Here is a 20,829-nt window from a genome sequence, read left to right on the forward strand (position 1 = left end):
GGTTTTGTGGCGTGCTAGATATTGAGCTCGACCTCACCCAAGCGCCCACCATGGGGCCCAAAACTGCGCTCCACCATCCGCCGCGTCCCGTCGGCATTCACGATCAGCGCCGTACTCGCCCGCGTCCCATAACTTGGGCTGGCGATAAACACGCTGGATAAAAGACTTTCCGTCGCCAAGCCCACTCCGGTATCTGGCAGGTCTGCAAACGGCGCCGTTTGCGGATCACTCAAAATCCCCAACAAGGCTTCCGGCTGTGGATCATCCAATACCGCGCTCAACGCCGTCTTGGCTTTGAGCAACTTTGGCCACGGCGTATCCAGCCCGGCGTTGGACAGCCCATACACCCCAGCTTCCAATCGCGTCGGCTCGGTGTGATTGGCGTTGTAGTGCCACAGCTCATCGCGCGTGCCTATCAGCAGGTTAAACCCGGCATATTCAATCGAACGGCCGTTAACGTCGGCCAAGTACTCGTCAATCGGCAGCGAACCGTTGAGAAAGCGCGCTACCAGTTCCCCACGGGACTTGCGCGCCGGTGGCTGGTGTGGGTCACGGATATTGGTCAGGGCGGCAAAACGCCCATCGGCATTCACCCCCAACCAAGTGCCGCCTGCTTCCTGATCGCGACCGGCGTAGACGTCGGGCGCATCCGGCCATTGGGCCAGCGGCAGGCTGGGGCGGGCGTAGAATTCATCGCGGTTGGCCGCGACGATCAGCGGTTGGGCGTGGCCCGGCCGCCAGGCGAAAACAATCAGGCACATCAGGCGATCCCTTTTGTGTTTTTCCCCACTCTACCCACACCGGCAGCGGCGTTCCATCGTATCCAGTTGGGTCGTATGCCTTCCATCCGTTAACATGCCGGACTTGGTTTGGGGGCTCCCATGGAATTTCTGCTGTATTTGCTGCTCGGCGCCTGTGCGGGCGTGCTCGCCGGGCTGTTTGGCGTGGGCGGCGGGATCATCATCGTGCCGGTGCTGGTGTTCAGCTTCACCTTGCAGGGCTTCGACCCGCAAGTGCTGACCCACCTGGCCGTGGGCACTTCTCTGGCGACGATTATCTTTACCTCGGTAAATGCCGTGCGTGAGCACCACCGGCGTGGCGCGGTGCGTTGGTCGATTTTTGTGTGGATGACCGTGGGGATCCTGATCGGTGCGGGTTTTGGTGCGCTGACCGCCGAGGCGATTTCCGGCCCGCACCTGCAGAAAATCATCGGTGTATTTGCCCTGCTGGTGGCCGTGCAACTGGCCCTGGACGTCAAGCCCAAGGCCAGCCGGACGGTGCCGGGCAAGGTCGGCCTGACCCTGGCGGGCAGCGTGATTGGCTGGGCCTCGGCGATTTTCGGGATCGGCGGTGGCTCGCTGACCGTGCCGTTCTTGACCTGGCGCAGCGTGCCGATGCAACAGGCGGTCGCTACCTCATCGGCCTGCGGCCTGCCAATTGCGCTGGCCAGTGCATTAAGTTTCATGATTCTGGGCTGGCATGACCCGCTGTTGCCCGCTCATAGTCTAGGGTTCGTGTATTTGCCGGCACTGCTGGGCATCGCCCTGACCAGTATGGTGTTCGCCCGCTTCGGCGCACGCCTGGCGCACCGCTTGTCGCCGCGTTTGCTCAAGCGGCTGTTCGCCGGGCTGCTGTTCTGTGTCGGCATAAATTTTTTGTTTTGAAAAACGTGAGTAATGCAGTCTTAATCGCGCCCGGGCATGGTCCGGTCGCAATAACGAATGATTAACGAGGAGTCGCAATGCTGCCTTACCCGCAGATCGACCCGGTGGCCCTGGCCATCGGTCCGCTGAAAATCCACTGGTACGGGTTGATGTACCTGATCGGCATCGGCGGTGCCTGGTTGCTGGCCTCCCGGCGCCTGAACCGTTTCGACCCGACCTGGACCAAGGAGAAGCTCTCCGACATGGTCTTCTGGCTGTCGATGGGGGTGATCGTCGGCGGGCGCCTGGGGTATGTGCTGTTCTACGATCTCTCCGCGTATATCGCCAACCCGACGCTGATCTTCGAAGTGTGGAAGGGCGGCATGGCGTTCCACGGCGGCTTTATCGGCGTGATGATCGCCGCCTGGTGGTTCGGTCGCCGCAATGGCAAGTCGTTCTTCCAGCTGATGGACTTCGTTGCGCCGATGGTGCCGATCGGCCTGGGCGCCGGGCGTATCGGTAACTTCATCAACGCCGAGTTGTGGGGCAAGCCGACCGACGTGCCGTGGGCCATGGTGTTCCCGCCGTTCAGCGACCCGGCACAATTGCCACGCCACCCGTCGCAGCTTTACCAGTTCGCGTTGGAAGGCGTGGCACTGTTCCTTATCCTGTACCTCTTCTCGCGCAAGCCGCGCCCCACCATGGCGGTGTCGGGCATGTTCGCGTTGTTCTACGGGATCTTCCGCTTTATCGTCGAGTTCGTGCGCGTGCCGGATGCGCAACTGGGCTACCTGGCATTCGGTTGGGTGACCATGGGGCAGATCCTCAGCCTGCCGATGATCCTGGGCGGCCTGGGCCTGTTGTGGTGGGCCTACAACCGCCCGCAACCGCTGAAGAACACCGCGCTTTAAATTCGAATGCCCGGGCCGTTTGGTCCGGGCTTCAACGATACGGGTACCAACATGAAGCAATATCTCGAACTACTGAACGACGTCGTGACCAATGGATTGACCAAGGGCGATCGCACCGGCACCGGCACCAAGGCCGTGTTCGCCCGTCAGTATCGGCATAACTTGGCCGACGGCTTCCCGCTGCTGACCACCAAGAAGCTTCACTTCAAAAGTATCGCCAACGAGCTGATCTGGATGTTGAGCGGCAACACCAACATCAAGTGGCTGAATGAAAACGGCGTGCGCATCTGGGACGAATGGGCCACCGAAGACGGTGACCTGGGCCCGGTGTACGGCGAGCAGTGGACCGCCTGGCCGACCAAGGGCGGCGGCACGATCAATCAGATCGACTACATGGTCCACACGCTCAAGACCAACCCCAACAGCCGCCGCATCCTGTTCCACGGCTGGAACGTCGAGTACCTGCCCGACGAAACCAGGAGCCCGCAGGAAAACGCGCGCAACGGCAAGCAGGCCTTGCCACCGTGCCACCTGCTTTACCAGGCGTTCGTGCACGACGGTCACCTGTCGATGCAGTTGTACATCCGCAGCTCCGACGTCTTCCTCGGCCTGCCGTACAACACTGCCGCGCTGGCATTGCTCACTCATATGCTGGCCCAGCAGTGCGACCTGATCCCTCACGAGATCATCGTCACCACCGGCGACACCCACGCCTACAGCAACCACATGGAACAGATCCGCACCCAACTGGCGCGCACGCCGAAGAAGCTGCCGGAGCTGGTGATCAAGCGCAAACCAGCATCGATCTACGACTACAGGTTCGAAGACTTCGAAATCGTGGGCTACGACGCCGACCCAAGCATCAAGGCCGACGTCGCCATCTGATGGCTAGATGCAGGTGTAACCCGCATCGGCATTGATGATCGAGCCTGTCAGCAGGCTCGAGGCATCCGAGGCGAGGAACTGCACCAGCGACGCCACTTCATGGGGTTGGCCCATGCGCCCGGCGGGGGTCATGTCCAGCCAGCGCTGGATCAACCCCGGCTGGCTTTCCAGTCCGTGCAGCAACGGCGTTTCGATATAAGTCGGCGCCACCGCATTCACCCGCACCCCACGGGTTGCCCACTCCACCGCCAACGACTTGGTCAGTTGGTGCACCCCCGCCTTGGAGGCGTTGTAATGACACTGCGGCTGCGGCACATTCACCACCTGTCCTGACATCGACCCGATATTGATCACCGAACCGCGCCCGGCTTCCAGCATGCGTCGGCCAAACCCCCGACAGGTGCGGAACACGCCGGTCAGGTTGACGGTGATGACCTTGTCCCACTCTTCGTCGGTCATCTCCTCGGCCGGCGTGTTGGTGACGATGCCGGCGTTGCATACCAGGATATCCAGCGGCGGCAGGGAAGCAGCCAGCGCATTGATCGCCGCACTGTCCGTCACATCCAATGCTTCGGCGCGAGCGCTGTAGCCTTTACTGGTCAAGTCCTGCGCAGTCGCTTCAGCCCGCGCGAGCAGGATATCGGTGCACACCACCTCGGCCCCGGTGGCCGCCAGGGCTTCAGCGATAGCCGCCCCGATGCCCTGGCCGGCGCCGGTCACCAGTGCCCGCTTGCCGGTCAGTGCCTGTTTTTCACGGTAGTTCATCGTCTACCTCTCAAGTCAGTGCACAACGCAGTGTCTCGCCGCGCAGGCCTCGCAGCGCTTCTTCGCTGGCCAGTCGTTGCAACGCATCCACCGAAGCGTCGGAGAAAAACGCCGCATGGGGCGACACCAGCAAATGCGGTGCGCTACGCAGCGGTGAATCGGCCGGCAATGGTTCTTTCTCGAACACATCCAGGCCCGCGCCCGAGAGTTGCCCGCTGACCAGTGCTGCGGCCAGCGCCGTCTCGTCGATCAGCCCACCACGCGAACAGTTGATGAGGATAGCGCCCCTGGGCATTTTCGCGATGGCTTCGGCGTCGATCACATGCCGGGTTTCCGGAGTGAGCGGCACATGCAGCGACAGCACGTTGGCACAGGCGATCACTTCGGCCCGCGACATCGGTTCGATCCCGACTTCGCGCGCCTGCTGGTTGGTGACATACGGATCGTAGCCGACTAGCGTGCAACCGAACGCCGCCATGCGCGACGCAAACGCACGGGCAATGCGACCCAGGCCAATCAGGCCGACGGTGGTATCGCGCAGGGAGCGCACACCATCGACCATCTGCGCGATCTTCCACTCGCCGTTGCGAATGCCGGTGCCGTAGTGATCAAGTTTGCGCGCCAGGGCCAGGGTCATGGCGGCGGCGTGGTCGGCCACCTCTTCGACGCCGTAGTCCGGCACGTTGCACACCCGCACGCCCAGTGCCTTGGCGGCGGCAAGGTCGACGTTGTCCACGCCGACGCCGTAGCGCACCACCACCGCACCGGGTGCCATGGCGGCCATTACGCGGTGGGTCATCGGGGCGAAGTTGTTGAGCACCGCATGGGCGCCGCGCACGGCTTCCAGGGTTTCCTCTTCGTTGCGGCATTGGTGCTCGGAAAACGCCGCACCCGCAGCCGTCGCGGCGGCTTGTTCATGGCGTGTATTGCCGAATGCCTGGTCGGTCACGACAAATTTCATAGCAGCCCCCGTTTGGCCAGGTTGCGCATCAGGGCGCGGGTACCGTAGGTCCAGGGCGCAGCTTCGTCCGAATACACTACGGTGTTGCGCAAGGTGCCCAGCAGCGGCGTGGAGATTTCCACCAGGTCGCCGGCTTTGTGGGTAAAGCCCGAGCCTTTTTTCTCGCGGTCCTGGGTTGGCGCGAACATGGTGCCTAGGAACAGCATGAAACCGTCCGGGTACTGGTGCGAATCGTTGCGCGTCTGCTTGACCAGGTTGGCCGGCTTGCGGCTGATTTCGGCCATGTTCGAACCGCCGGACATTTCAAAGCCGTCGAGGCCGCTGACCGACAAGGTCAGGGTCGCGTTTTCGATATCGGCGAGGGTGAAGTGTTCGTCGAACAGGCGAATGAACGGTCCGATGGAGCAGGACGCATTGTTGTCCTTGGCCTTGCCCAGCAGCAACGCCGAGCGGCCCTCCACATCCCGCAGGTTGACGTCATTACCGAGGGTGGCGCCGCGGATATTGCCTTGGCTGTCCACAGCCAGCACCACTTCGGGTTCCGGGTTGTTCCATTCGGAGATGCGGTTGATGCCCACTTGCGCGCCGTAACCGACCGCCGCCATTGGCTGGGACTTGGTAAACACTTCGGCATCCGGGCCGATGCCCACCTCCAGGTACTGCGACCACAGGCCTTCGGCAATCAGTGCGGCCTTGATCTCGGCGGCCTTGGCCGAGCCCGCCTGAACATTCGACAGGCTGTCGCCAATCAGCGAGCCGATCAGCGCGCGCAGTTCATTGGCGCGGCCGGGGTCGCCGGCGGTGCGCTCGTCGATCACCCGCTCGACCATACTTCTGGCAAAGGTCACGCCGCAGGCTTTGAGGGCCTGGAAGTCGCACGGTGCGAGCAGGCACGGGCGGTCCGCGTGATAGCCCATCTCGGAGGGTTCAAGGATCAGGTCCGCAAGGTCGCCCACCGGTTCACCGGACAGGGTGTCGAAGCGTTCCGCAGGATTGTTGTCGAGGAAGTCGGCCATGGAGACCACCGACGGGGTGACATCGATCAGGACGTTTTCCCGCAGGATCACCACACAGGGACCTTTGCCGGGAAGCCAGACCCGACCGACCAATTTGGCGTGCTTGAGTGAGATGGGCAGCATGAGCAGGTTTCCTTATTGTTGATATCTAGTAATGCTACGTTTCGATTTTAAGCACGGTCAAGCGCGCTCGTATGAAAGAAATCGCTTTTTTCGCGATAAAAACGGCGTTTTAAGACTAATTTGCTGAAAAATAACGTGAATATTAAGCGTTTCAACGCGGTGCAGGCTTTTTGGCTGAAAAAGACATTTGCATGAAATTTCACCAGCCTATTGCAAAAAGCTAGCAATACTATATTTTCGAATGAAGCGAGTGGTTCAACCACCCAGACAGGTGACGGAGCAGTTCAATGCCTAACAATAATTCTCTCTCCGATTCGATTGCCGCGCTGGAAGGCGCCTTGTTTATCAATGGCGAGTTGCGCAAAGGGGCCGGTGCGCGCCTGCCAGTCGAGAACCCGGCGACCGGTGATGTGCTGGGCCATATCGCCGCTGCGACCCCGGAAGAAATCAACGAGGCCGTGTCGGTTGCCCGTCGTGCCTTCCTGACCTGGTCCCGCGAACTGCCGAAAACCCGCGCCGCCGCCTTGCATCGCCTGGGTGACCTGATCGCCGCCGACGCGCTGAACCTGGCACAGGTCATGACCGCCGAGCAGGGCAAGCCCGTCAACGAAGCCAAGGGCGAAGTGCTCAAGCTTGCCGAGGCGTGTCACTTTTACGCTGAAGAAGCCACCCGCGTGCACGGCGAGATCGTGCCCAACGACCAGCCAGGCTTCCAGAGCCTGGTGGTGCGCGAGCCGATCGGTGTGGTTGCCGCGATCACGCCGTGGAACTACCCGGCGGAACTGGTGGGCTGGAAGCTCTGCGCAAGCCTGGCGGCCGGTTGCACCATCGTCATCAAGCCCGCTGAACTGACGCCGTACACCGCGTTGGCCATCGCGCAGAAATGCATCGACGCCGGGATCCCCGCGGGCGTGGTCAATGTGTTGACCGGTAAAGGCTCGGTGGTCGGCCAGGCCCTGGTCGAACACCCGGATGTCAGCAAGGTCGCGTTTACCGGCTCCAGCGCCGTGGGCCTGCATATCCAGCGCAGTTGCCCGCAGGTCAAGCGCCTGTCCCTGGAACTGGGCGGCAATTGCCCGATGGTGGTCACCGCCAGCGCCGATGTGGCGGCGGCGGTCAAAGGTGCCACGCGGCGCAGCTTCCGCAATTGCGGGCAGATCTGCATCGCGATCAACCGCATCTATGTGCACCGCTCGATCTACACCGAATTCGTCACCCAGCTCGGCGCCGCCGCCGATGCGCTGACAGTACGCAACGGCCTGCAGAATCCCGGCGCCGATCTGGGCGCGATGGCCTCCGCCGGACCCCTGAACAAAACCCGTGCGCACCTTGAAGACGCCCTGGCCAAAGGCGCGCGCCTGGTCGCCGGTGGCCAGGCGCCCCAGGGCGAGGAATTTGCCCACGGGCATTTCTTTCGCCCCACGGTGGTCGCCGATTGCACCCACCAGATGCGGGTGATGAGCGAAGAAACCTTCGGCCCGCTGGTGGGTGTCGCGCCGTTCGATGAACTGGCCGAGGCGGTGCAACTGGCCAACGACACGCCCTACGGGCTGGCCTCGTATGTGTACGCCCGTGACCTGGTGGAAATCCACACCCTGTCGGCGCAACTGGACTACGGCAACGTCGCCATCAATAACGTCGACGCCGGCATCATGAACGCGCCCTACGGCGGTCGCAAACAGAGCGGCGTGGGCTACGAACACGGCCGCGAAGGGCTGCTGGAATACTTCAATTTCAAACATGTGCGCCTGCACCACGGCGTCGGGAATTGAGCCATGCAGGCCCTTATTGGTATCGACATCGGCACCTCCGGGTGCAAGGCGTTGCTGCTCGACGTCCACGGCGCGGTGATTGCCGCGGACACGGCGACTTATCCACTGTCCCAACCCCGGCCAGGCTGGACCGAACAGGACCCTGAGTTGTGGATCGAAGGCGCGCGCCGCGCGATTGCCGGCGTACTGGGCAAGGCGCCTGGCGTGGAGCTGCTGGCGGTGGGCGTGTCCGGGCAGATGCACGGCCTGGTGCCGCTGGATGCCGCGCAGCAGGTGTTGCGCCCGGCGATCCTGTGGAACGACCAACGCAACGCCGCCGAATGCGAGTGGATCACCCAGACTGCCGGCGGCCTGGAAGGCCTGCTCGCGGCTACCGACAACCGCATGCTGGTGGGCTACACCGGCGGCAAGATCCTGTGGATGCAGCGTCACGAGCCGGAACTGTTCGCCCGCCTGACCACGGTGCTCAACCCCAAGGATTACCTGCGCTTGCGCCTGACCGGCGAAGTGGCCAGCGAAGTCTCCGATGCCTCGGGCACCGGCCTGTTCAATGTGCGTTCGCGCCAGTGGGCGACCGGGCTGATCGAGACCTTGGGCATTGACCCTGCGGTGCTGCCGCCGGTGTTTGAATCCCAGGTGATTTCCGGTCGGGTCAGTGCCCACGGCGCCGCATTGTTCGGCTTGCCCCAAGGCACGCCGGTCGCCGGTGGTGGCGGTGATTCTGTCATCCAGACCCTCGGCTCCGGCGTGATCGCGCCAGGCCAGTTGCAGACCACCCTCGGCACGGCCGGCATTCTTGCGGCAGCCCTGGATACGCCGCAGGACAACCCGGATGGGCGCCTGCAGATTTTCTGCAACGTCGCCGCTGACAAGTGGCATTGCATGGGCGTTTCGCTGAACGCCGGCGGTTCGATGAACTGGTTTCGTGACACTTTTTGCGCCGGCGCGCCGTTCGAGCAGATCGCCGCCGAGGCCGCCGACAGCCCGCCCGGCGCCCATGGCCTGCTGTTCATGCCGTACCTCAACGGCGAGCGCTGCCCGTACCCGGACCCGCTCTTGCGCGCCGCGTTCATCGGCCTGACCGGTCGCCACCAGCGCGGCGACATGGCCCGCGCGGTGATGGAAGGCACGGTGTATGCCCTCGCCGACATGTACGCCCTGATGCGCCCGCTGGGCATCAGCGGCCAGGTGATCAAGGCTTCTGGTGGCGGCGCGCGCTCAGCGCTGTGGCGGCAGTTGCAGGCGGACATTTTCGGCTGTGACGTGGTGACCACTGAAGGCGCGGCCGAAGGGGCAGCGTTCGGCGCGGCACTGGTGGCCGGGCTGGCGGTGAAGGTGTGGGACGACGCGGCGAGCGCTGCGGCCAGTTGCCGTTCGATTACCCGCCAGGCGCCCGATGGCGCCACCGCCGAACTGCACGCCCAGGCGCATCGCATCTACCGCAATTTGTATCCGACGCTCAGGGAAACCTTTGTCGAGCTGGGTGCCCCTCTTTTCGATCAGGAGTCTGTTCATGGCCGTCTTTAACGCGCTGATTTTCGATCTTGACGGGACGCTCATCGACAGCGCTTCCGATATCGCGAAGGCCCTGAATGTCGGTTTCACGCTGAACGGCTGGCCAGAACTCGACCCTGATCATGTGGAGACGTTTCTTGGCAACGGCCCACGGCGCTTGATCGTCGATATCCTCGAAGACCTCGGCATTGCCTATGACGACGTCCAGGTGCAGCGGGCGTTCGAGGGGTATCTGGAGGCCTATATGAACGACCCGGCCGGGCGTACACGGTTCTTTCCCCATGTACGCGAAGACCTGGTGGCGCTGCGCGAAGCCGGGATCCGCCTGGGTATCTGCACCAACAAGAACCACGCCGTGACCGGCAAGGTGCTGGAGCAACTGGGCCTGGCGGCGCTGTTCGATGCGGCGATCGGTGCCGATGCCGTGCCGGCGTGCAAACCCGACCCAGGCCACCTGCTGGCCGTCGCCGCCGCCATGGACCTGGCCGAACACACTTGGGCCTACGTGGGGGATACCCGCGTCGACCAACAGACCGCAGAAGCGGCGGGCGTGCCTTTTTTTGTGGTGCCGTGGGGAGGAGGCCCCCACGTGGAGATTTCTGCACAGCAGCGCTTGAACCGTCTGGCTGATCTGTTACAACGCAGCCCATCAATCGCCAAGGAGCGGATATGAGCGACAGTTTGCTGCAACGCATTATCGATGAAAGCAAGAACATGCACCGCGCCGAACGCCGGGTGGCCAATTTCGTCTCCACTTCGCCGTCCAAAGTGCTGCAGATGAGCATGGCCAAGCTGTCGGAAACCTGCTCGGTCAGCGACCCGACCGTGATGCGTTTCTGCCGGCGTTTCGGCTTCGAGAGCTACCAGGAATTCAAACTGCACCTGGTGCAGAGCCTGGTGCCTTCGGCGCCGTTTGCCTACGAGCAGATCATCCCCGAGGACAGCATCGACAACATTGTGCGCAAGACCTGCCGCAACTCGTTGAACGCGATCCAGCGCCTGGAAGAAGACCTGCAGCCGGAAAAAGTCGCCGAGGCCGCGCAGCTGTTGCAGGCCGCGAGCTGGGTGGGCATCTACGCCACCGGGATTTCGGTGGTCAACGCACTGGACGCCGAGCACAAGTTTCAGCGCCTGGGCATGCGTTGCCAGGCCCTGCTCGGTGGCAAGCGCCAGGAGATGCATGCCGAGGGCGCACGCAGCGGTGAAGTCGCGCTGATCTTTTCGCAGTCGGGCCACACCCGGCAGATGGTCGACATGGCCATCGCCGCGCGCAAGGCCGGGGCCAAGGTGGTGTCGATCGCTGCCGATGACAGCCCGCTGGCCAAGGTCTCCGACGTGCTGATTGCGGTGAAACCTTACGAACACACCGAGCTGATGACCCCGCTGGCGTCGCGGCTCAATCACCACTTGGTCACCAACATGCTGGTAGCGGCGATTGCCATCGCCAGCGGCAGTCAGTTCCCCGACCAACTGACTGCCCTCGACTCGTGGCGCACCGACAAAATCTAAACCCCAGGAACGTGGAGCAGGTAATGAGCACTCAACAGAACGAAGCCAAGAAAGTCGCCGCCCGCCGGGTGATCGAGGAGTTCGTGCGCGATGGCATGAAGCTGGGGCTGGGCTCCGGCACCACCTCGCACTTCTTCGTTCGTGAGTTGGGCAAGCACGTGGCGAACGGCTTGAAGCTGACCTGCACCACCACCTCGCGCTCCACCAATGACGTGGCGCGGGAAGTCGGTATCGACATCACCGACCCCAACGAAATCGGCGAGCTCGACCTGACCGTGGACGGCCCCGACGAAATCGATGGCCAGTTCAACATGATCAAGGGCGGCGGCGCCTGCCTGCTGTGGGAGAAGATCATCGCTCATGCCTCCAAACGCATGATCTGCGTCACCGACGAAACCAAGATCGTCGACAGCCTCGGCGCCTTCCCGCTGCCGGTGGAAGTGGTGCAATTCGGCTGGAAGCAGACCGAGCGCCTGGTACGGCGTGTGTTGGGCGAACACGGCATCAACGACATCCGGATCATCCGTCGCGAACGCAACGGCGAAACCGTGGTGACCGACAGCGGCAACTTCATTCTCGACTGCCATTGCGGCCCAGTGATCACCGACCCGGCGCCCCTGGAAATCGAACTCAACCGAATCCCCGGTGTGGTGGAAAACGGCCTGTTCACCCGTGAAGCGGTGGGCATGGTGGTGGGGTGTTTCGACGGTACTTCCTACGTACGGATGCGCTGACGGCATCCGGGTTTCAAGCAAGGCTGCATCGGCGTGAAAGAAGACGAAAGACGTATTAAACCTACAATAATAAGTCGGAGTTACTGCCATGAAAAAAGTCGATCTATCCAACGTAAGCCGTCGTAACGTGCTGGCCGGCGGTGTTGTCCTGGGGCTGGGCGCGATGCTCGGGCGCAGTGCCTTTGCAGCGGCGCCGCTGTCGATTGCCTACTCCAACAAGAGCCTGGACTACTACTTCTTCGTGATCCAGGAAGAGTCGGTCAAGCGCGCGGTGCAGGCGCTCTCCGGAAAATTCCAGGCGACCAACGCCAGCTTCGACACCACCACCCAACTGGGGCAATGGCAGAGCCTGATGCTGTCCCAGCCGACGGCAATCATTTCCGACCCCATCGACAGCCAGGCCATCGTCTCGGCGATCAAGCGCTACAACCAGCGCAAGATCCCGGTGGGCATCATCGACACCCCGGCCGACGGCGGCGATGTCGCCATCACTGTGAGCTTTGACAACTTCAAGGGCGGCGTGATGGCTGCCGAAGAAATCGTCAAGCGCCTGGTCGCCAAGTACGGCAGCCCCAAAGGCACCGTGCTCAATTGCTTCGGCGCGCTGGCCTCGGTGGCCTGGCGCCTGCGCAAGGAAGGCATGGACTCGGTGTTCGCCAAGTACCCCGAGATCAAATACCTCGCGCGCCCCACCGAAGGCCAACTGGACAAGATGCAGTCGGTCACGCTGTCGACCTTGTCGGAATTCCCTGACCTGGACGCCGTGCATGCGCCATCGGACTCGCCGTCACGCGGTATCGCCGCCGCCCTGAAACAGAAGGATCGCTGGAAGAAAGTCGGCGAGAAAGGCCACGTGATTTTCATCAACATCGACGGTGAACCGGTGGCGCTGGACTGGATCAAGGACGGCTACATGGATGGCTGCGTGTCCCAGGACCCGGTGGCCTACGGGCAGATCGCCGTGGAGATGATCACCAAGCACGCGCTCAAGGGCGAAGCGGTGCCGCTGGGCACTTACCAGAACAAGGATTACTTCTGGGAAACCGGCGAGATCGTGCAGAGCAAGACCGGCCCGGCGCTGATCATCCCGGCGTTCATGATCACCCCGGAAAACGCCGACGACAAACGCCATTGGGGCTACGTCGCGGAGAAGGTGTGGGGTGTGTCCTCGAAGTGAAGCGTTGTCGCCCGGCGTGACAGGCTGGCGCGATGTGTATCCGAACAGGTGATGGTGAGAACAATAAAATGACCTTACACCCAACACCCGACGACACGATTCTCAGCATCGAGAATGTCGCCAAAAGCTACGGCCCGGTTCGCGCCCTGCGCGGCGTGTCCACGCAGATCCGTCGCGGCTCGATCCACGGGCTGCTGGGGGAAAACGGCGCGGGCAAGTCGACGCTGGTGGGGATCATCTCCGGCCAGATCGTGCCGACGTCCGGGCAGATCCTGCTGGACGGCCGTCCGCTCAAGCAAGTGGACGTCAAGGCCATGGAGCAGGCCGGGGTGTTTCTGGTGACCCAGGAGCCGATGATCATCGGCAACCTCACCGCCGCCGAAAACCTGATGCTGGGTATCTGGCCGACACGCAAAGGCCTGGTCGACTGGAAGCAGTTGAACGCCGATGCGGCGCGCATGCTCGACGGTTCCGGTATCGACCCCAAGGCCCTGGCCGGCCAGCTGGATGCGGTGGCGCGGCGCAAGCTGAATATCCTTCGCGCGATGTTTTCCGGGGGCAAGGTCATCATCCTCGATGAGCCGACCGCGTCGCTGACCGTGATGGATCGGCGCCAGTTGTTCGACTTCATGCTGCGCCTGAAAGGCGAGGGTGTGACCTTCATTTTCATCTCGCACTACAACGACGAGATCCTCGAGATCTGTGACGCGGTCACGGTGCTGCGCGATGGCAGCCTGGCGGGCACGCGCTCGGACATCACCGGGCTGACTTCCGAGCAACTCACCGAACTGGTGATCGGCCACGGCGTGGCGTTGTTCCAGCGCCAGCGCCGTGACCACAGTGGCAAGGCGCCGGCGATTTCGTTGCGCGGTGTGCGCGGCAAGTGGCTGGCGCTGGACCGCCTGGATATCGCCCCAGGCGAAGTGGTCGGGTTTACCGGCCTGCCGGGGGCGGGCGCGAAAGAAATGGCCCGCGCGATCTTCGGCCTGCATCCGGCGCTGGGCACCTTGTCGATACGCGGCGAGGCCGAGCGGCCGTTGCCGCGTTCGCCAAGCGCGGCGTTCGAGGCGGGTATCGCCTACCTCTCGGATGACCGGCGCAAGGATGGCGCGGTGGGGCAGATGTCCATCGGCGCGAATATCGCCATGTCGTCCCTCGGTGCGCGCACGAAGCTGGGTTTTATCGACAGCGATGCCGAAGCCTCGGTGATCGATCACTACTTCGCGGCGATGGGCGTCAAGTCGCCCAACCCGGATTACACGGTGAACACCCTCAGCGGCGGCAACCAGCAGAAGGTCTGCCTGGGCCGGGTACTGGCGACCCAACCCCGCCTGTTGATGGTGGACGAGCCGACCCGTGGCATCGACATGGGCGTGAAGCAGGACGTGCTGCGCATCATCGACGAACTCAGCAATGCCGGCGTGGCGGTGATCATCGTGTCCAGCGACACCGATGAACTGGTGCGCGCGGTGGACCGGGTGTGCATTTTCGATCAGGGCACGATCAAGGAAACATTGACCGCAGAGGACATCTGCGTCGAGCGCATCCGCGCATCCGTACAAGGATCCAGCAGTTGAACAAGAAAAAGAGTGGAGACACGGGCATGAGTACTTTAGTGAAACCCGGCAACGGGGTGGCGCCTGCCGCGCCCAGCGTCAGCGGGCCGGCCGTGCTGGGCTGGATTCTGCACAATGTGGTGTGGATCTGGTTGATCGCGCTGGTGGCGGGCTTCGGCCTGTTCAACGAATTCTTCTTCACCCTGTTCAACCTGCAGAACGTGATGGTGCAGGCCACGGTGCTTGGCACGCTGGGGCTGGCGGTGGCGTTGCCACTGCTGGTGGCGGAGATCGACCTGTCGATCCCGGCCAACGCCGGGTTCTCTTCGGCGGTGGGCGCGCTGGCCTATTCCAGCTGGGGCTTGCCGTGGTACGTGGCGGTGATCATCGGCCTGCTGGTGGGCACCTTGATCGGCTTCTTCAATGGCCTGTGCATCACGCGCCTGAAGATGGTGTCGCTGATCGAGACCCTGGCGATGATGATCATCCTGCAAGGCGCGCTGCTGGCACTGACCCAGGGCACCACATTGACCAATATGGCTGACGGTTATATCTGGATCGGCCAGGTGACGGTCGATGGCTGGCCGCTGATGCCGGTGGTGTTCCTGATCGCACTGGTGGTGATGGGCGTGGTGCTGCATCGCACCGTGCTGGGCCGCTCGATCTATGCGGTGGGCGGCAACCCGATTGCGTCGAACTCGGCTGGCATCCGCGTGGACCGAGTGAAGATCATCACCTACACGATCTCAGGTTTCCTCGCGGCACTGGCGGGCTTCCTGCTGGCTTCCTGGCAGATGGCGATCACCTCCAGCCAGGGGTCGAGCTACCTGCTGTACGCGATTGCGGCGCCGATCATCGGCGGTGTCAGCGTGTTCGGCGGGCGCGGTAACGTGAAAGGCGTATTGGGCGGCGTATTGTTGTTGACGGTGATCCAGGTCGGCCTGGCGATTGTGAATGTGCCTTCGTTTTATGTCGGCATGATCGGCGGCGTGATGATCTTTATCGCGGTGGCGATCGACGCCATTCGCGTGCGCTATTTCGGTTAATCCATCTCAACTTCGGGAAACGCCCATGTCTTTTACACCGCACGGCAAACACCTGATTGCAGGCGAATGGGTCGCCAGTGACAACAGTTTTTCCAACACGCCGACCCAGGGCCCGGCCCAGTGGTTTTCGGCGGGCAGCATCGAACTGGTGAACCGCGCCTGCGAGGCGGCCGAGGATGCGTTCTGGCACTTCGGCTATTCGAGCCGGGAAGCGCGGGCGGCGCTGTTGAATGCCATTGCCGATGAAATCGAAGCACGGGGCGAGATCATCACCCGCGTCGGCTCTTTGGAAACCGGCTTGCCCGAAGGGCGCCTGCAGGGTGAGCGCGGGCGTACCGTGGGCCAGTTGCGTCTGTTCGCGTCGCATATCCTCGCGGGGGACTACCTGGATCGCCGCCACGATCTGCCATTGCCGGATCGCCAGCCGCTGCCGCGTCCGGATATCCGCCTGATCCAGCGCCCGATCGGGCCGGTGGCGGTGTTTGGCGCGTCGAACTTCCCGCTGGCGTTTTCCACGGCGGGCGGTGACGTGGCGTCGGCGCTGGCGGCTGGATGCCCGGTGGTGGTGAAGGGGCATGAGGCGCATCCCGGCACCAGCGAGATCGTGGCCGAGGCGATTCATGCGGCGATCCAGCGGTGTGGCGTACACGCTGGGGTGTTCAGCCTGGTGCATGGCGGTTCGCGCTCGGTGGGACAGCGGTTGGTGCAGCATCCGTTGATCAAGGCGGTGGGCTTTACGGGTTCGCTGGGGGCGGGCAGGGCGCTGTTTGACCTGTGCGCCAAGCGCTTCGAGCCGATTCCGTTTTTTGGCGAGCTGGGTTCGGTGAACCCGATGTTCCTGATGCCGCACGCTGTGGCGGCGCGTGGCGTGGAGATCGCCAAAGGCTGGGCCGGTTCACTGACGATGGGCGCCGGCCAGTTTTGCACCAATCCCGGTGTTGCCGTGCTGGTTGAGGGGGCGGCGGCCAATGTGTTTATCGGCGCGGCGGTGAATGCGCTTGAGCCGGTCGGCGCCCAGGTGATGCTGACCGAAGGCATTGCCGCTGCCTATCGCGACGGTCATGACCGCATGGCCAATGCTGTGGGCGTGCATGAAATATTGGCGTCCACCGCAGGGCTTCGCGAGGCGACGCCTTACTTGTTCGCGACCACCGGCCGTGAATGGCTGGCGAATGCATCGCTGGGCCATGAAGTGTTCGGCCCACTGGGGTTGGTGGTCACGGTGAAGGACAGTGATGAGCTGCTGGAGGTTGCACGTTCGCTGGAAGGCCAGTTGACCTGCACGATTCACCTGGACATGGCGGACAGCGATGACGTCAGCCGCTTGCTGCCGATCCTGGAGCGCAAGGCCGGGCGTATCCTGGCCAACGGTTTCCCGACCGGTGTCGAGGTGTCTGACGCCATGGTGCACGGCGGTCCGTATCCGGCGTCCACCAACTTCGGCGCGACGTCCGTGGGCACCCTGGCGATCCGTCGCTTCCTGCGGCCGGTGAGCTACCAGAACATCCCCGAGGCCTTGCTGCCCCAGGATCTTCAACGGATTTAATGCCCGTGGCTGCGCCCCACGTGGGAGTGTTCGGCCTCGCTGGACGCGACACTCCCGCTGACTTCCAGCCGCTGCAGAATCCCGCACTCCGGCCCGCCACCACAGCGCTGGCGCAGGTCCAGCAATTGTTCCTGCAACGCCAGCAGCCCATCGATCCGCGCCTTCACATGGTGGATGTGCTCGTCGATCAGCGCATTCACGTTTTCGCACTGGTCCTGGGGGCTGTCGCGCAAGCCCAGCAGGCTGCGGATTTCCTCCAAGGTCATGTCCAGGCTGCGGCAATTACGGATAAACACCAGTCGCTCGGTGTGTGCCTGGGTGTACACGCGGTAGTTGGCGTCGGTGCGCGCCGGGGGTGGCAGCAGGCCTTCCTTCTCGTAGTAACGGATGGTTTCCACCGGGCAGTCGGTCAGTTTGGCCAATTCGCCGATCTTCATCGCAGCAATCTCCAAATGGGTGCTTGACCCTATAGTGGCTACAGGGTCTTTACTTGGCAACAGGCACCTTTACGGACGCGACAGAATGAGCGATTCCATCCACACCCCGCACAAACACGACCATGACCATGACCCGAAGAAATTGACCCCCGTGCATGACCATGGTCACGGCGGCTCTTGCTGTTCCGGCACCCCAGCCCCTGCGCTGGTGCAATTGAGCGAGGCGCCCACCGCCGGTTCGCGGCTGAGCACCTTCCGCATCGAAGCCATGGACTGCCCCACCGAGCAGACGCTGATCCAGAACAAACTGGGCAAGCTTGCGGGCGTGCAGCAGCTGGAATTCAACCTGATCAACCGTATCCTCGGTGTCACCCACGACTTGCCGAGCACTGCGCCGATCGTCGACGCGATCAAATCCCTGGGCATGCAGGCCGACCCCATCGTAGAAGGCACGCCTGCCGCCGAGCCACCGGCCAAGAAACACGGGTGGCCGCTGGCGGTGTCCGGCGTCGGCGCGTTGGGTGCCGAAGTGCTGCACTTCACCAACGCCGCGCCCACCTGGGTCATCGCGCTGGTCGCGCTGGTGTCGATTCTCAGCGGCGGTCTTACCACTTACAAAAAGGGCTGGATCGCCCTGAAAAACCTCAACTTGAACATCAATGCCTTGATGAGTATTGCGGTGACCGGTGCGGTGCTGATCGGCCAGTGGCCGGAGGCCGCGATGGTGATGTTCCTGTTCACGGTCGCCGAGTTGATCGAAGCCAAATCCCTGGACCGTGCGCGCAATGCCATCAGCGGCTTGATGCAGATGACGCCCGAGCAGGCCACGGTGCAGCAGGCGGATGGGACATGGGTTGAAAAAGAGGTAAAAAGCATTGAACTGGGCGCCATCGTGCGGGTCAAGCCCGGCGAGCGTATCGGCCTGGACGGCGAAGTCACTGCCGGCCAATCCACCATCGACCAGGCGCCGATCACCGGTGAAAGCCTGCCGATTGAAAAGACCGTGGGCGACAAGGTCTTCGCCGGCACCATCAACCAGGCCGGTTCCCTGGAATACACCGTCACCGCAGCGGCCAACAATTCCACCCTGGCGCGCATCATTCACGCGGTGGAACAGGCCCAAGGCGCACGGGCTCCGACGCAGCGGTTCGTCGACAGCTTCTCGAAGATCTACACCCCGGCCGTGTTCCTGTTTGCCCTGGGCGTGGCGTTGATCCCACCGCTGTTCATGGCCGGCGCCTGGTTCGACTGGATCTACCGTGCCCTGGTGCTGCTGGTAGTGGCATGCCCGTGTGCGCTGGTGATTTCCACCCCGGTGACCATCGTCAGTGGCCTGGCGGCCGCCGCGCGCAAAGGCATCCTCATCAAGGGCGGCGTGTACCTGGAGGGCGGTTACAAGCTCGATTACCTGGCCCTCGACAAGACCGGCACCATCACCCACGGCAAACCGGTGCAAACCGATTACCTGGCGCTGTTCCCCAACCTCGAAGACAGCGCACCGGCCCTGGCCGCCAGTCTGGCCGGGCGCTCCGACCACCCTGTGTCCCTGGCGATCGCCAATGCGGCTGTGGATAAAAACCTGCCGGTTCATGTTGTGGATAACTTCGAGGCCCTGGCCGGTCGTGGTGTGCGCGGCGATATCAACGGTGAAACCTACCACTTGGGCAACCACCGCCTGGTGGAGGACCTGGGCCTGTGCTCGCCGGAGCTGGAAGAAAAACTCTTCGCCCTGGAAAAACAGGGCAAATCCGTGGTGCTGCTGCTCGACAAATCCGGCCCGCTGGCACTGTTCGCGGTGGCCGACACCGTCAAGGACAGCAGCCGCGAAGCCATCCAGCAACTGCACGCGCTGGGCATCAAGACCCTGATGCTCACCGGCGACAATACCCACACCGCCCAAGCGATTGCCGCCCAGGTTGGCATCGACCAGGCCCAGGGCGACCTGTTGCCTACCGATAAACTGCAAGCCATCGAAACCCTCTACGGCCAAGGCCGCCGCGTGGGCATGGTCGGCGACGGCATCAACGACGCTCCGGCCCTGGCCCGCGCCGAGATCGGCTTTGCCATGGCCGCCGCCGGTACTGACACCGCCATCGAGACCGCCGACGTGGCGCTGATGGATGATGACCTGCGCAAGATTCCGGCATTCATTCGTCTGTCGCGGCAAACGTCGAGTATCCTCAAGCAGAACATCGCCTTGGCATTGGTGATCAAGGCGATCTTCCTGGTGGTCACCTTCCTGGGCCTGGCCACCATGTGGATGGCGGTGTTCGCCGACATGGGCGTGGCCCTGCTGGTGGTGTTCAATGGCCTGCGCCTGTTGCGCAAATAAACGATGAGAGGGTGGTGTGCTGAGTGCGGAGTTAAAGGCGTTTTTCATGGTCGCCCGCCTGGGCAGCATTACCCAGGCGGCGAAAAAACTCGGCCTGAGCCAACCCACGGTCACCACCCAGATCCGTAACCTGGAAAGCCAGTACGGCGTCGAGCTGTTCTACCGAGGCGGCCGCCGCCTCACCGTCAGCGACGACGGTGCGCGCTTGCTGCCGATGGTCAAGGCGCTGTTGCAGCAGGAAGCGGATATCGAGTTCTTCTTGCGCAACAATGGCCAGGTCCAAGGCGCACTGAGAATTGCCGCGACAGCACCGTATTACATCCTCGACCTGGTCAAAGCCTTTCGCGAACGCCTGCCACAAGTGGAGGTGTCGGTCGAAATCGGCAACTCCCAGCAGGTGCTGGAAGCGCTGGACGATTACCGTGTCGACGTTGCCGCCTCCTCCCAACTGCTGGAAGACCCGCGCCTGATCCGCCGCGTGTTGGGCACCGACCCGCTGGTGCTGGCGGTGCACCGCAACCATCCCCTGGCCAAGCTCGACCACGTGCCCCTCAATGCGTTGGCCGGGCATACCCTGTTGATGCGTGAACCCGGCTCCACCACACGGCGCCTGACCGAAGACATGCTGCAGGGCGCCGGCGTGAGTTACGGCCCGCTGTTGGAGATCGGCAGCCGCGAGTCGATCCGCGAAGCCGTACTGCGCAATATCGGCATCAGCATCATCGCCCGCCAGGAAGTGCCCCATGACCCGCAACTGCGGGTGCTGACCATCGAAAATGCACCGCAGATTCCCGAGTATCTGTACTGCCTCAAGGAGCGCAAAGGTGCGCGATTGCCCGCGGCGTTCCTGGGGTTGGCGCAGGAAATGTCTCCACTCTAACGGCCGAGTAAGATCTCTGTG

General features: G+C 62.9%; 19 protein-coding genes. 14 read left to right on the top strand and 5 right to left on the bottom strand.

All coding sequences use genetic code 11. From position 1 onward, the window contains the following. Window positions 1–14: 14 nt before the first annotated feature. Entirely contained in the window at window positions 15–761 is a 747-nt protein-coding gene (locus BM70_RS0129650; protein WP_025859378.1) for an NRDE family protein, read from the bottom strand. A gap of 120 nt (window positions 762–881) precedes the next feature. On the opposite strand from BM70_RS0129650, the gene BM70_RS0129655 reads away from it, so the two are divergent. From BM70_RS0129655 to BM70_RS0129665, 3 genes are all read left to right on the top strand, one after another. Continuing rightward, window positions 882–1,664 (top strand): sulfite exporter TauE/SafE family protein, encoded by a 783-nt coding sequence (locus BM70_RS0129655; protein WP_025859379.1) that lies wholly within the window; start codon window positions 882–884, stop codon window positions 1,662–1,664. A gap of 77 nt (window positions 1,665–1,741) precedes the next feature. Further along, window positions 1,742–2,554: a prolipoprotein diacylglyceryl transferase gene (gene lgt / locus BM70_RS0129660; RefSeq protein WP_025859380.1), complete on the top strand. Its 813-nt coding sequence runs from the start codon at window positions 1,742–1,744 to the stop codon at window positions 2,552–2,554. Window positions 2,555–2,605: 51 nt separating this feature from the next. Then, entirely contained in the window at window positions 2,606–3,439 is an 834-nt protein-coding gene (locus BM70_RS0129665) for a thymidylate synthase (protein WP_025859381.1), read from the top strand. A 3-nt stretch (window positions 3,440–3,442) separates the two neighbouring features. Here the strand turns inward: BM70_RS0129665 and BM70_RS0129670 are convergent, their stop codons facing one another. From BM70_RS0129670 to BM70_RS0129680, 3 genes are read right to left on the bottom strand one after another with little or no spacing between them, the layout of a single operon-like run. After that, window positions 3,443–4,204 (bottom strand): SDR family NAD(P)-dependent oxidoreductase, encoded by a 762-nt coding sequence (locus tag BM70_RS0129670; RefSeq protein WP_025859382.1) that lies wholly within the window; start codon window positions 4,202–4,204, stop codon window positions 3,443–3,445. A 10-nt stretch (window positions 4,205–4,214) separates the two neighbouring features. Beyond that, window positions 4,215–5,165, bottom strand: a complete 951-nt coding sequence (locus BM70_RS0129675; protein WP_025859383.1) for a C-terminal binding protein — start codon at window positions 5,163–5,165, stop codon at window positions 4,215–4,217. Then, complete coding sequence (locus BM70_RS0129680) at window positions 5,162–6,304, bottom strand: fumarylacetoacetate hydrolase family protein (protein ID WP_025859384.1); 1,143 nt, start codon at window positions 6,302–6,304, stop codon at window positions 5,162–5,164. Before BM70_RS0129680 ends, BM70_RS0129675 begins: the two co-directional genes overlap by 4 nt. Window positions 6,305–6,591: 287 nt before the next feature. On the opposite strand from BM70_RS0129680, the gene BM70_RS0129685 reads away from it, so the two are divergent. The 9 genes from BM70_RS0129685 to BM70_RS0129725 all read left to right on the top strand — a co-directional run bounded on the left by BM70_RS0129685 (window position 6,592) and on the right by BM70_RS0129725 (window position 17,159). Beyond that, on the top strand, window positions 6,592–8,076 hold the full coding sequence (locus BM70_RS0129685; protein WP_025859385.1) for an aldehyde dehydrogenase: 1,485 nt from the start codon (window positions 6,592–6,594) through the stop codon (window positions 8,074–8,076). Between the two features lie 3 nt (window positions 8,077–8,079). Beyond that, the gene (gene xylB / locus BM70_RS0129690; RefSeq protein ID WP_025859386.1) at window positions 8,080–9,603 is read left to right on the top strand and encodes a xylulokinase; all 1,524 of its coding nucleotides are present in this window, start codon (window positions 8,080–8,082) and stop codon (window positions 9,601–9,603) included. After that, window positions 9,590–10,264, top strand: a complete 675-nt coding sequence (locus BM70_RS0129695) for an HAD-IA family hydrolase (protein WP_025859387.1) — start codon at window positions 9,590–9,592, stop codon at window positions 10,262–10,264. Before xylB ends, BM70_RS0129695 begins: the two co-directional genes overlap by 14 nt. After that, a complete protein-coding gene (locus BM70_RS0129700; protein WP_025859388.1) occupies window positions 10,261–11,100 on the top strand; it encodes a MurR/RpiR family transcriptional regulator in 840 nt (279 codons plus the stop codon). Before BM70_RS0129695 ends, BM70_RS0129700 begins: the two co-directional genes overlap by 4 nt. Window positions 11,101–11,123: 23 nt before the next feature. Next, complete coding sequence (gene rpiA, locus BM70_RS0129705) at window positions 11,124–11,834, top strand: ribose 5-phosphate isomerase A (protein ID WP_025859389.1); 711 nt, start codon at window positions 11,124–11,126, stop codon at window positions 11,832–11,834. An 88-nt stretch (window positions 11,835–11,922) separates the two neighbouring features. After that, window positions 11,923–13,011: a sugar ABC transporter substrate-binding protein gene (locus BM70_RS0129710; protein WP_025859390.1), complete on the top strand. Its 1,089-nt coding sequence runs from the start codon at window positions 11,923–11,925 to the stop codon at window positions 13,009–13,011. Window positions 13,012–13,079: 68 nt separating this feature from the next. Further along, complete coding sequence (locus BM70_RS0129715) at window positions 13,080–14,588, top strand: sugar ABC transporter ATP-binding protein (protein WP_025859391.1); 1,509 nt, start codon at window positions 13,080–13,082, stop codon at window positions 14,586–14,588. Between the two features lie 26 nt (window positions 14,589–14,614). Further along, window positions 14,615–15,613, top strand: a complete 999-nt coding sequence (locus tag BM70_RS0129720; protein WP_025859392.1) for an ABC transporter permease — start codon at window positions 14,615–14,617, stop codon at window positions 15,611–15,613. Between the two features lie 25 nt (window positions 15,614–15,638). Continuing rightward, window positions 15,639–17,159, top strand: coding sequence for an aldehyde dehydrogenase (NADP(+)) (locus BM70_RS0129725; RefSeq protein WP_025859393.1), 1,521 nt, complete (start codon window positions 15,639–15,641; stop codon window positions 17,157–17,159). Here BM70_RS0129725 and cadR read toward each other — a convergent pair. Then, window positions 17,156–17,596, bottom strand: coding sequence for a Cd(II)/Pb(II)-responsive transcriptional regulator (gene cadR / locus BM70_RS0129730; RefSeq protein ID WP_025859394.1), 441 nt, complete (start codon window positions 17,594–17,596; stop codon window positions 17,156–17,158). The genes BM70_RS0129725 and cadR overlap by 4 nt on opposite strands. Before the next feature lie 85 nt (window positions 17,597–17,681). Between cadR and BM70_RS0129735 the strand changes: the two genes are divergently transcribed. Continuing rightward, entirely contained in the window at window positions 17,682–19,928 is a 2,247-nt protein-coding gene (locus tag BM70_RS0129735) for a heavy metal translocating P-type ATPase (protein ID WP_025859395.1), read from the top strand. A 16-nt stretch (window positions 19,929–19,944) separates the two neighbouring features. Then, entirely contained in the window at window positions 19,945–20,808 is an 864-nt protein-coding gene (locus BM70_RS0129740; protein WP_025859396.1) for a LysR family transcriptional regulator, read from the top strand. Window positions 20,809–20,829 lie beyond the last annotated feature (21 nt).

This window comes from Pseudomonas sp. CHM02 (assembly GCF_000612585.1).
Classification (GTDB): Bacteria; Pseudomonadota; Gammaproteobacteria; order Pseudomonadales; family Pseudomonadaceae; genus Aquipseudomonas.

Coding starts and splice junctions, on each gene's coding strand:
- BM70_RS0129650 (WP_025859378.1), bottom strand. CDS start 761: ATGTGCCTGATTGTTTTCGCCTGGCGGCCGGGCCACGCCCAACCGCTG.
- BM70_RS0129655 (WP_025859379.1), top strand. CDS start 882: ATGGAATTTCTGCTGTATTTGCTGCTCGGCGCCTGTGCGGGCGTGCTC.
- lgt (WP_025859380.1), top strand. CDS start 1,742: ATGCTGCCTTACCCGCAGATCGACCCGGTGGCCCTGGCCATCGGTCCG.
- BM70_RS0129665 (WP_025859381.1), top strand. CDS start 2,606: ATGAAGCAATATCTCGAACTACTGAACGACGTCGTGACCAATGGATTG.
- BM70_RS0129670 (WP_025859382.1), bottom strand. CDS start 4,204: ATGAACTACCGTGAAAAACAGGCACTGACCGGCAAGCGGGCACTGGTG.
- BM70_RS0129675 (WP_025859383.1), bottom strand. CDS start 5,165: ATGAAATTTGTCGTGACCGACCAGGCATTCGGCAATACACGCCATGAA.
- BM70_RS0129680 (WP_025859384.1), bottom strand. CDS start 6,304: ATGCTGCCCATCTCACTCAAGCACGCCAAATTGGTCGGTCGGGTCTGG.
- BM70_RS0129685 (WP_025859385.1), top strand. CDS start 6,592: ATGCCTAACAATAATTCTCTCTCCGATTCGATTGCCGCGCTGGAAGGC.
- xylB (WP_025859386.1), top strand. CDS start 8,080: ATGCAGGCCCTTATTGGTATCGACATCGGCACCTCCGGGTGCAAGGCG.
- BM70_RS0129695 (WP_025859387.1), top strand. CDS start 9,590: ATGGCCGTCTTTAACGCGCTGATTTTCGATCTTGACGGGACGCTCATC.
- BM70_RS0129700 (WP_025859388.1), top strand. CDS start 10,261: ATGAGCGACAGTTTGCTGCAACGCATTATCGATGAAAGCAAGAACATG.
- rpiA (WP_025859389.1), top strand. CDS start 11,124: ATGAGCACTCAACAGAACGAAGCCAAGAAAGTCGCCGCCCGCCGGGTG.
- BM70_RS0129710 (WP_025859390.1), top strand. CDS start 11,923: ATGAAAAAAGTCGATCTATCCAACGTAAGCCGTCGTAACGTGCTGGCC.
- BM70_RS0129715 (WP_025859391.1), top strand. CDS start 13,080: ATGACCTTACACCCAACACCCGACGACACGATTCTCAGCATCGAGAAT.
- BM70_RS0129720 (WP_025859392.1), top strand. CDS start 14,615: ATGAGTACTTTAGTGAAACCCGGCAACGGGGTGGCGCCTGCCGCGCCC.
- BM70_RS0129725 (WP_025859393.1), top strand. CDS start 15,639: ATGTCTTTTACACCGCACGGCAAACACCTGATTGCAGGCGAATGGGTC.
- cadR (WP_025859394.1), bottom strand. CDS start 17,596: ATGAAGATCGGCGAATTGGCCAAACTGACCGACTGCCCGGTGGAAACC.
- BM70_RS0129735 (WP_025859395.1), top strand. CDS start 17,682: ATGAGCGATTCCATCCACACCCCGCACAAACACGACCATGACCATGAC.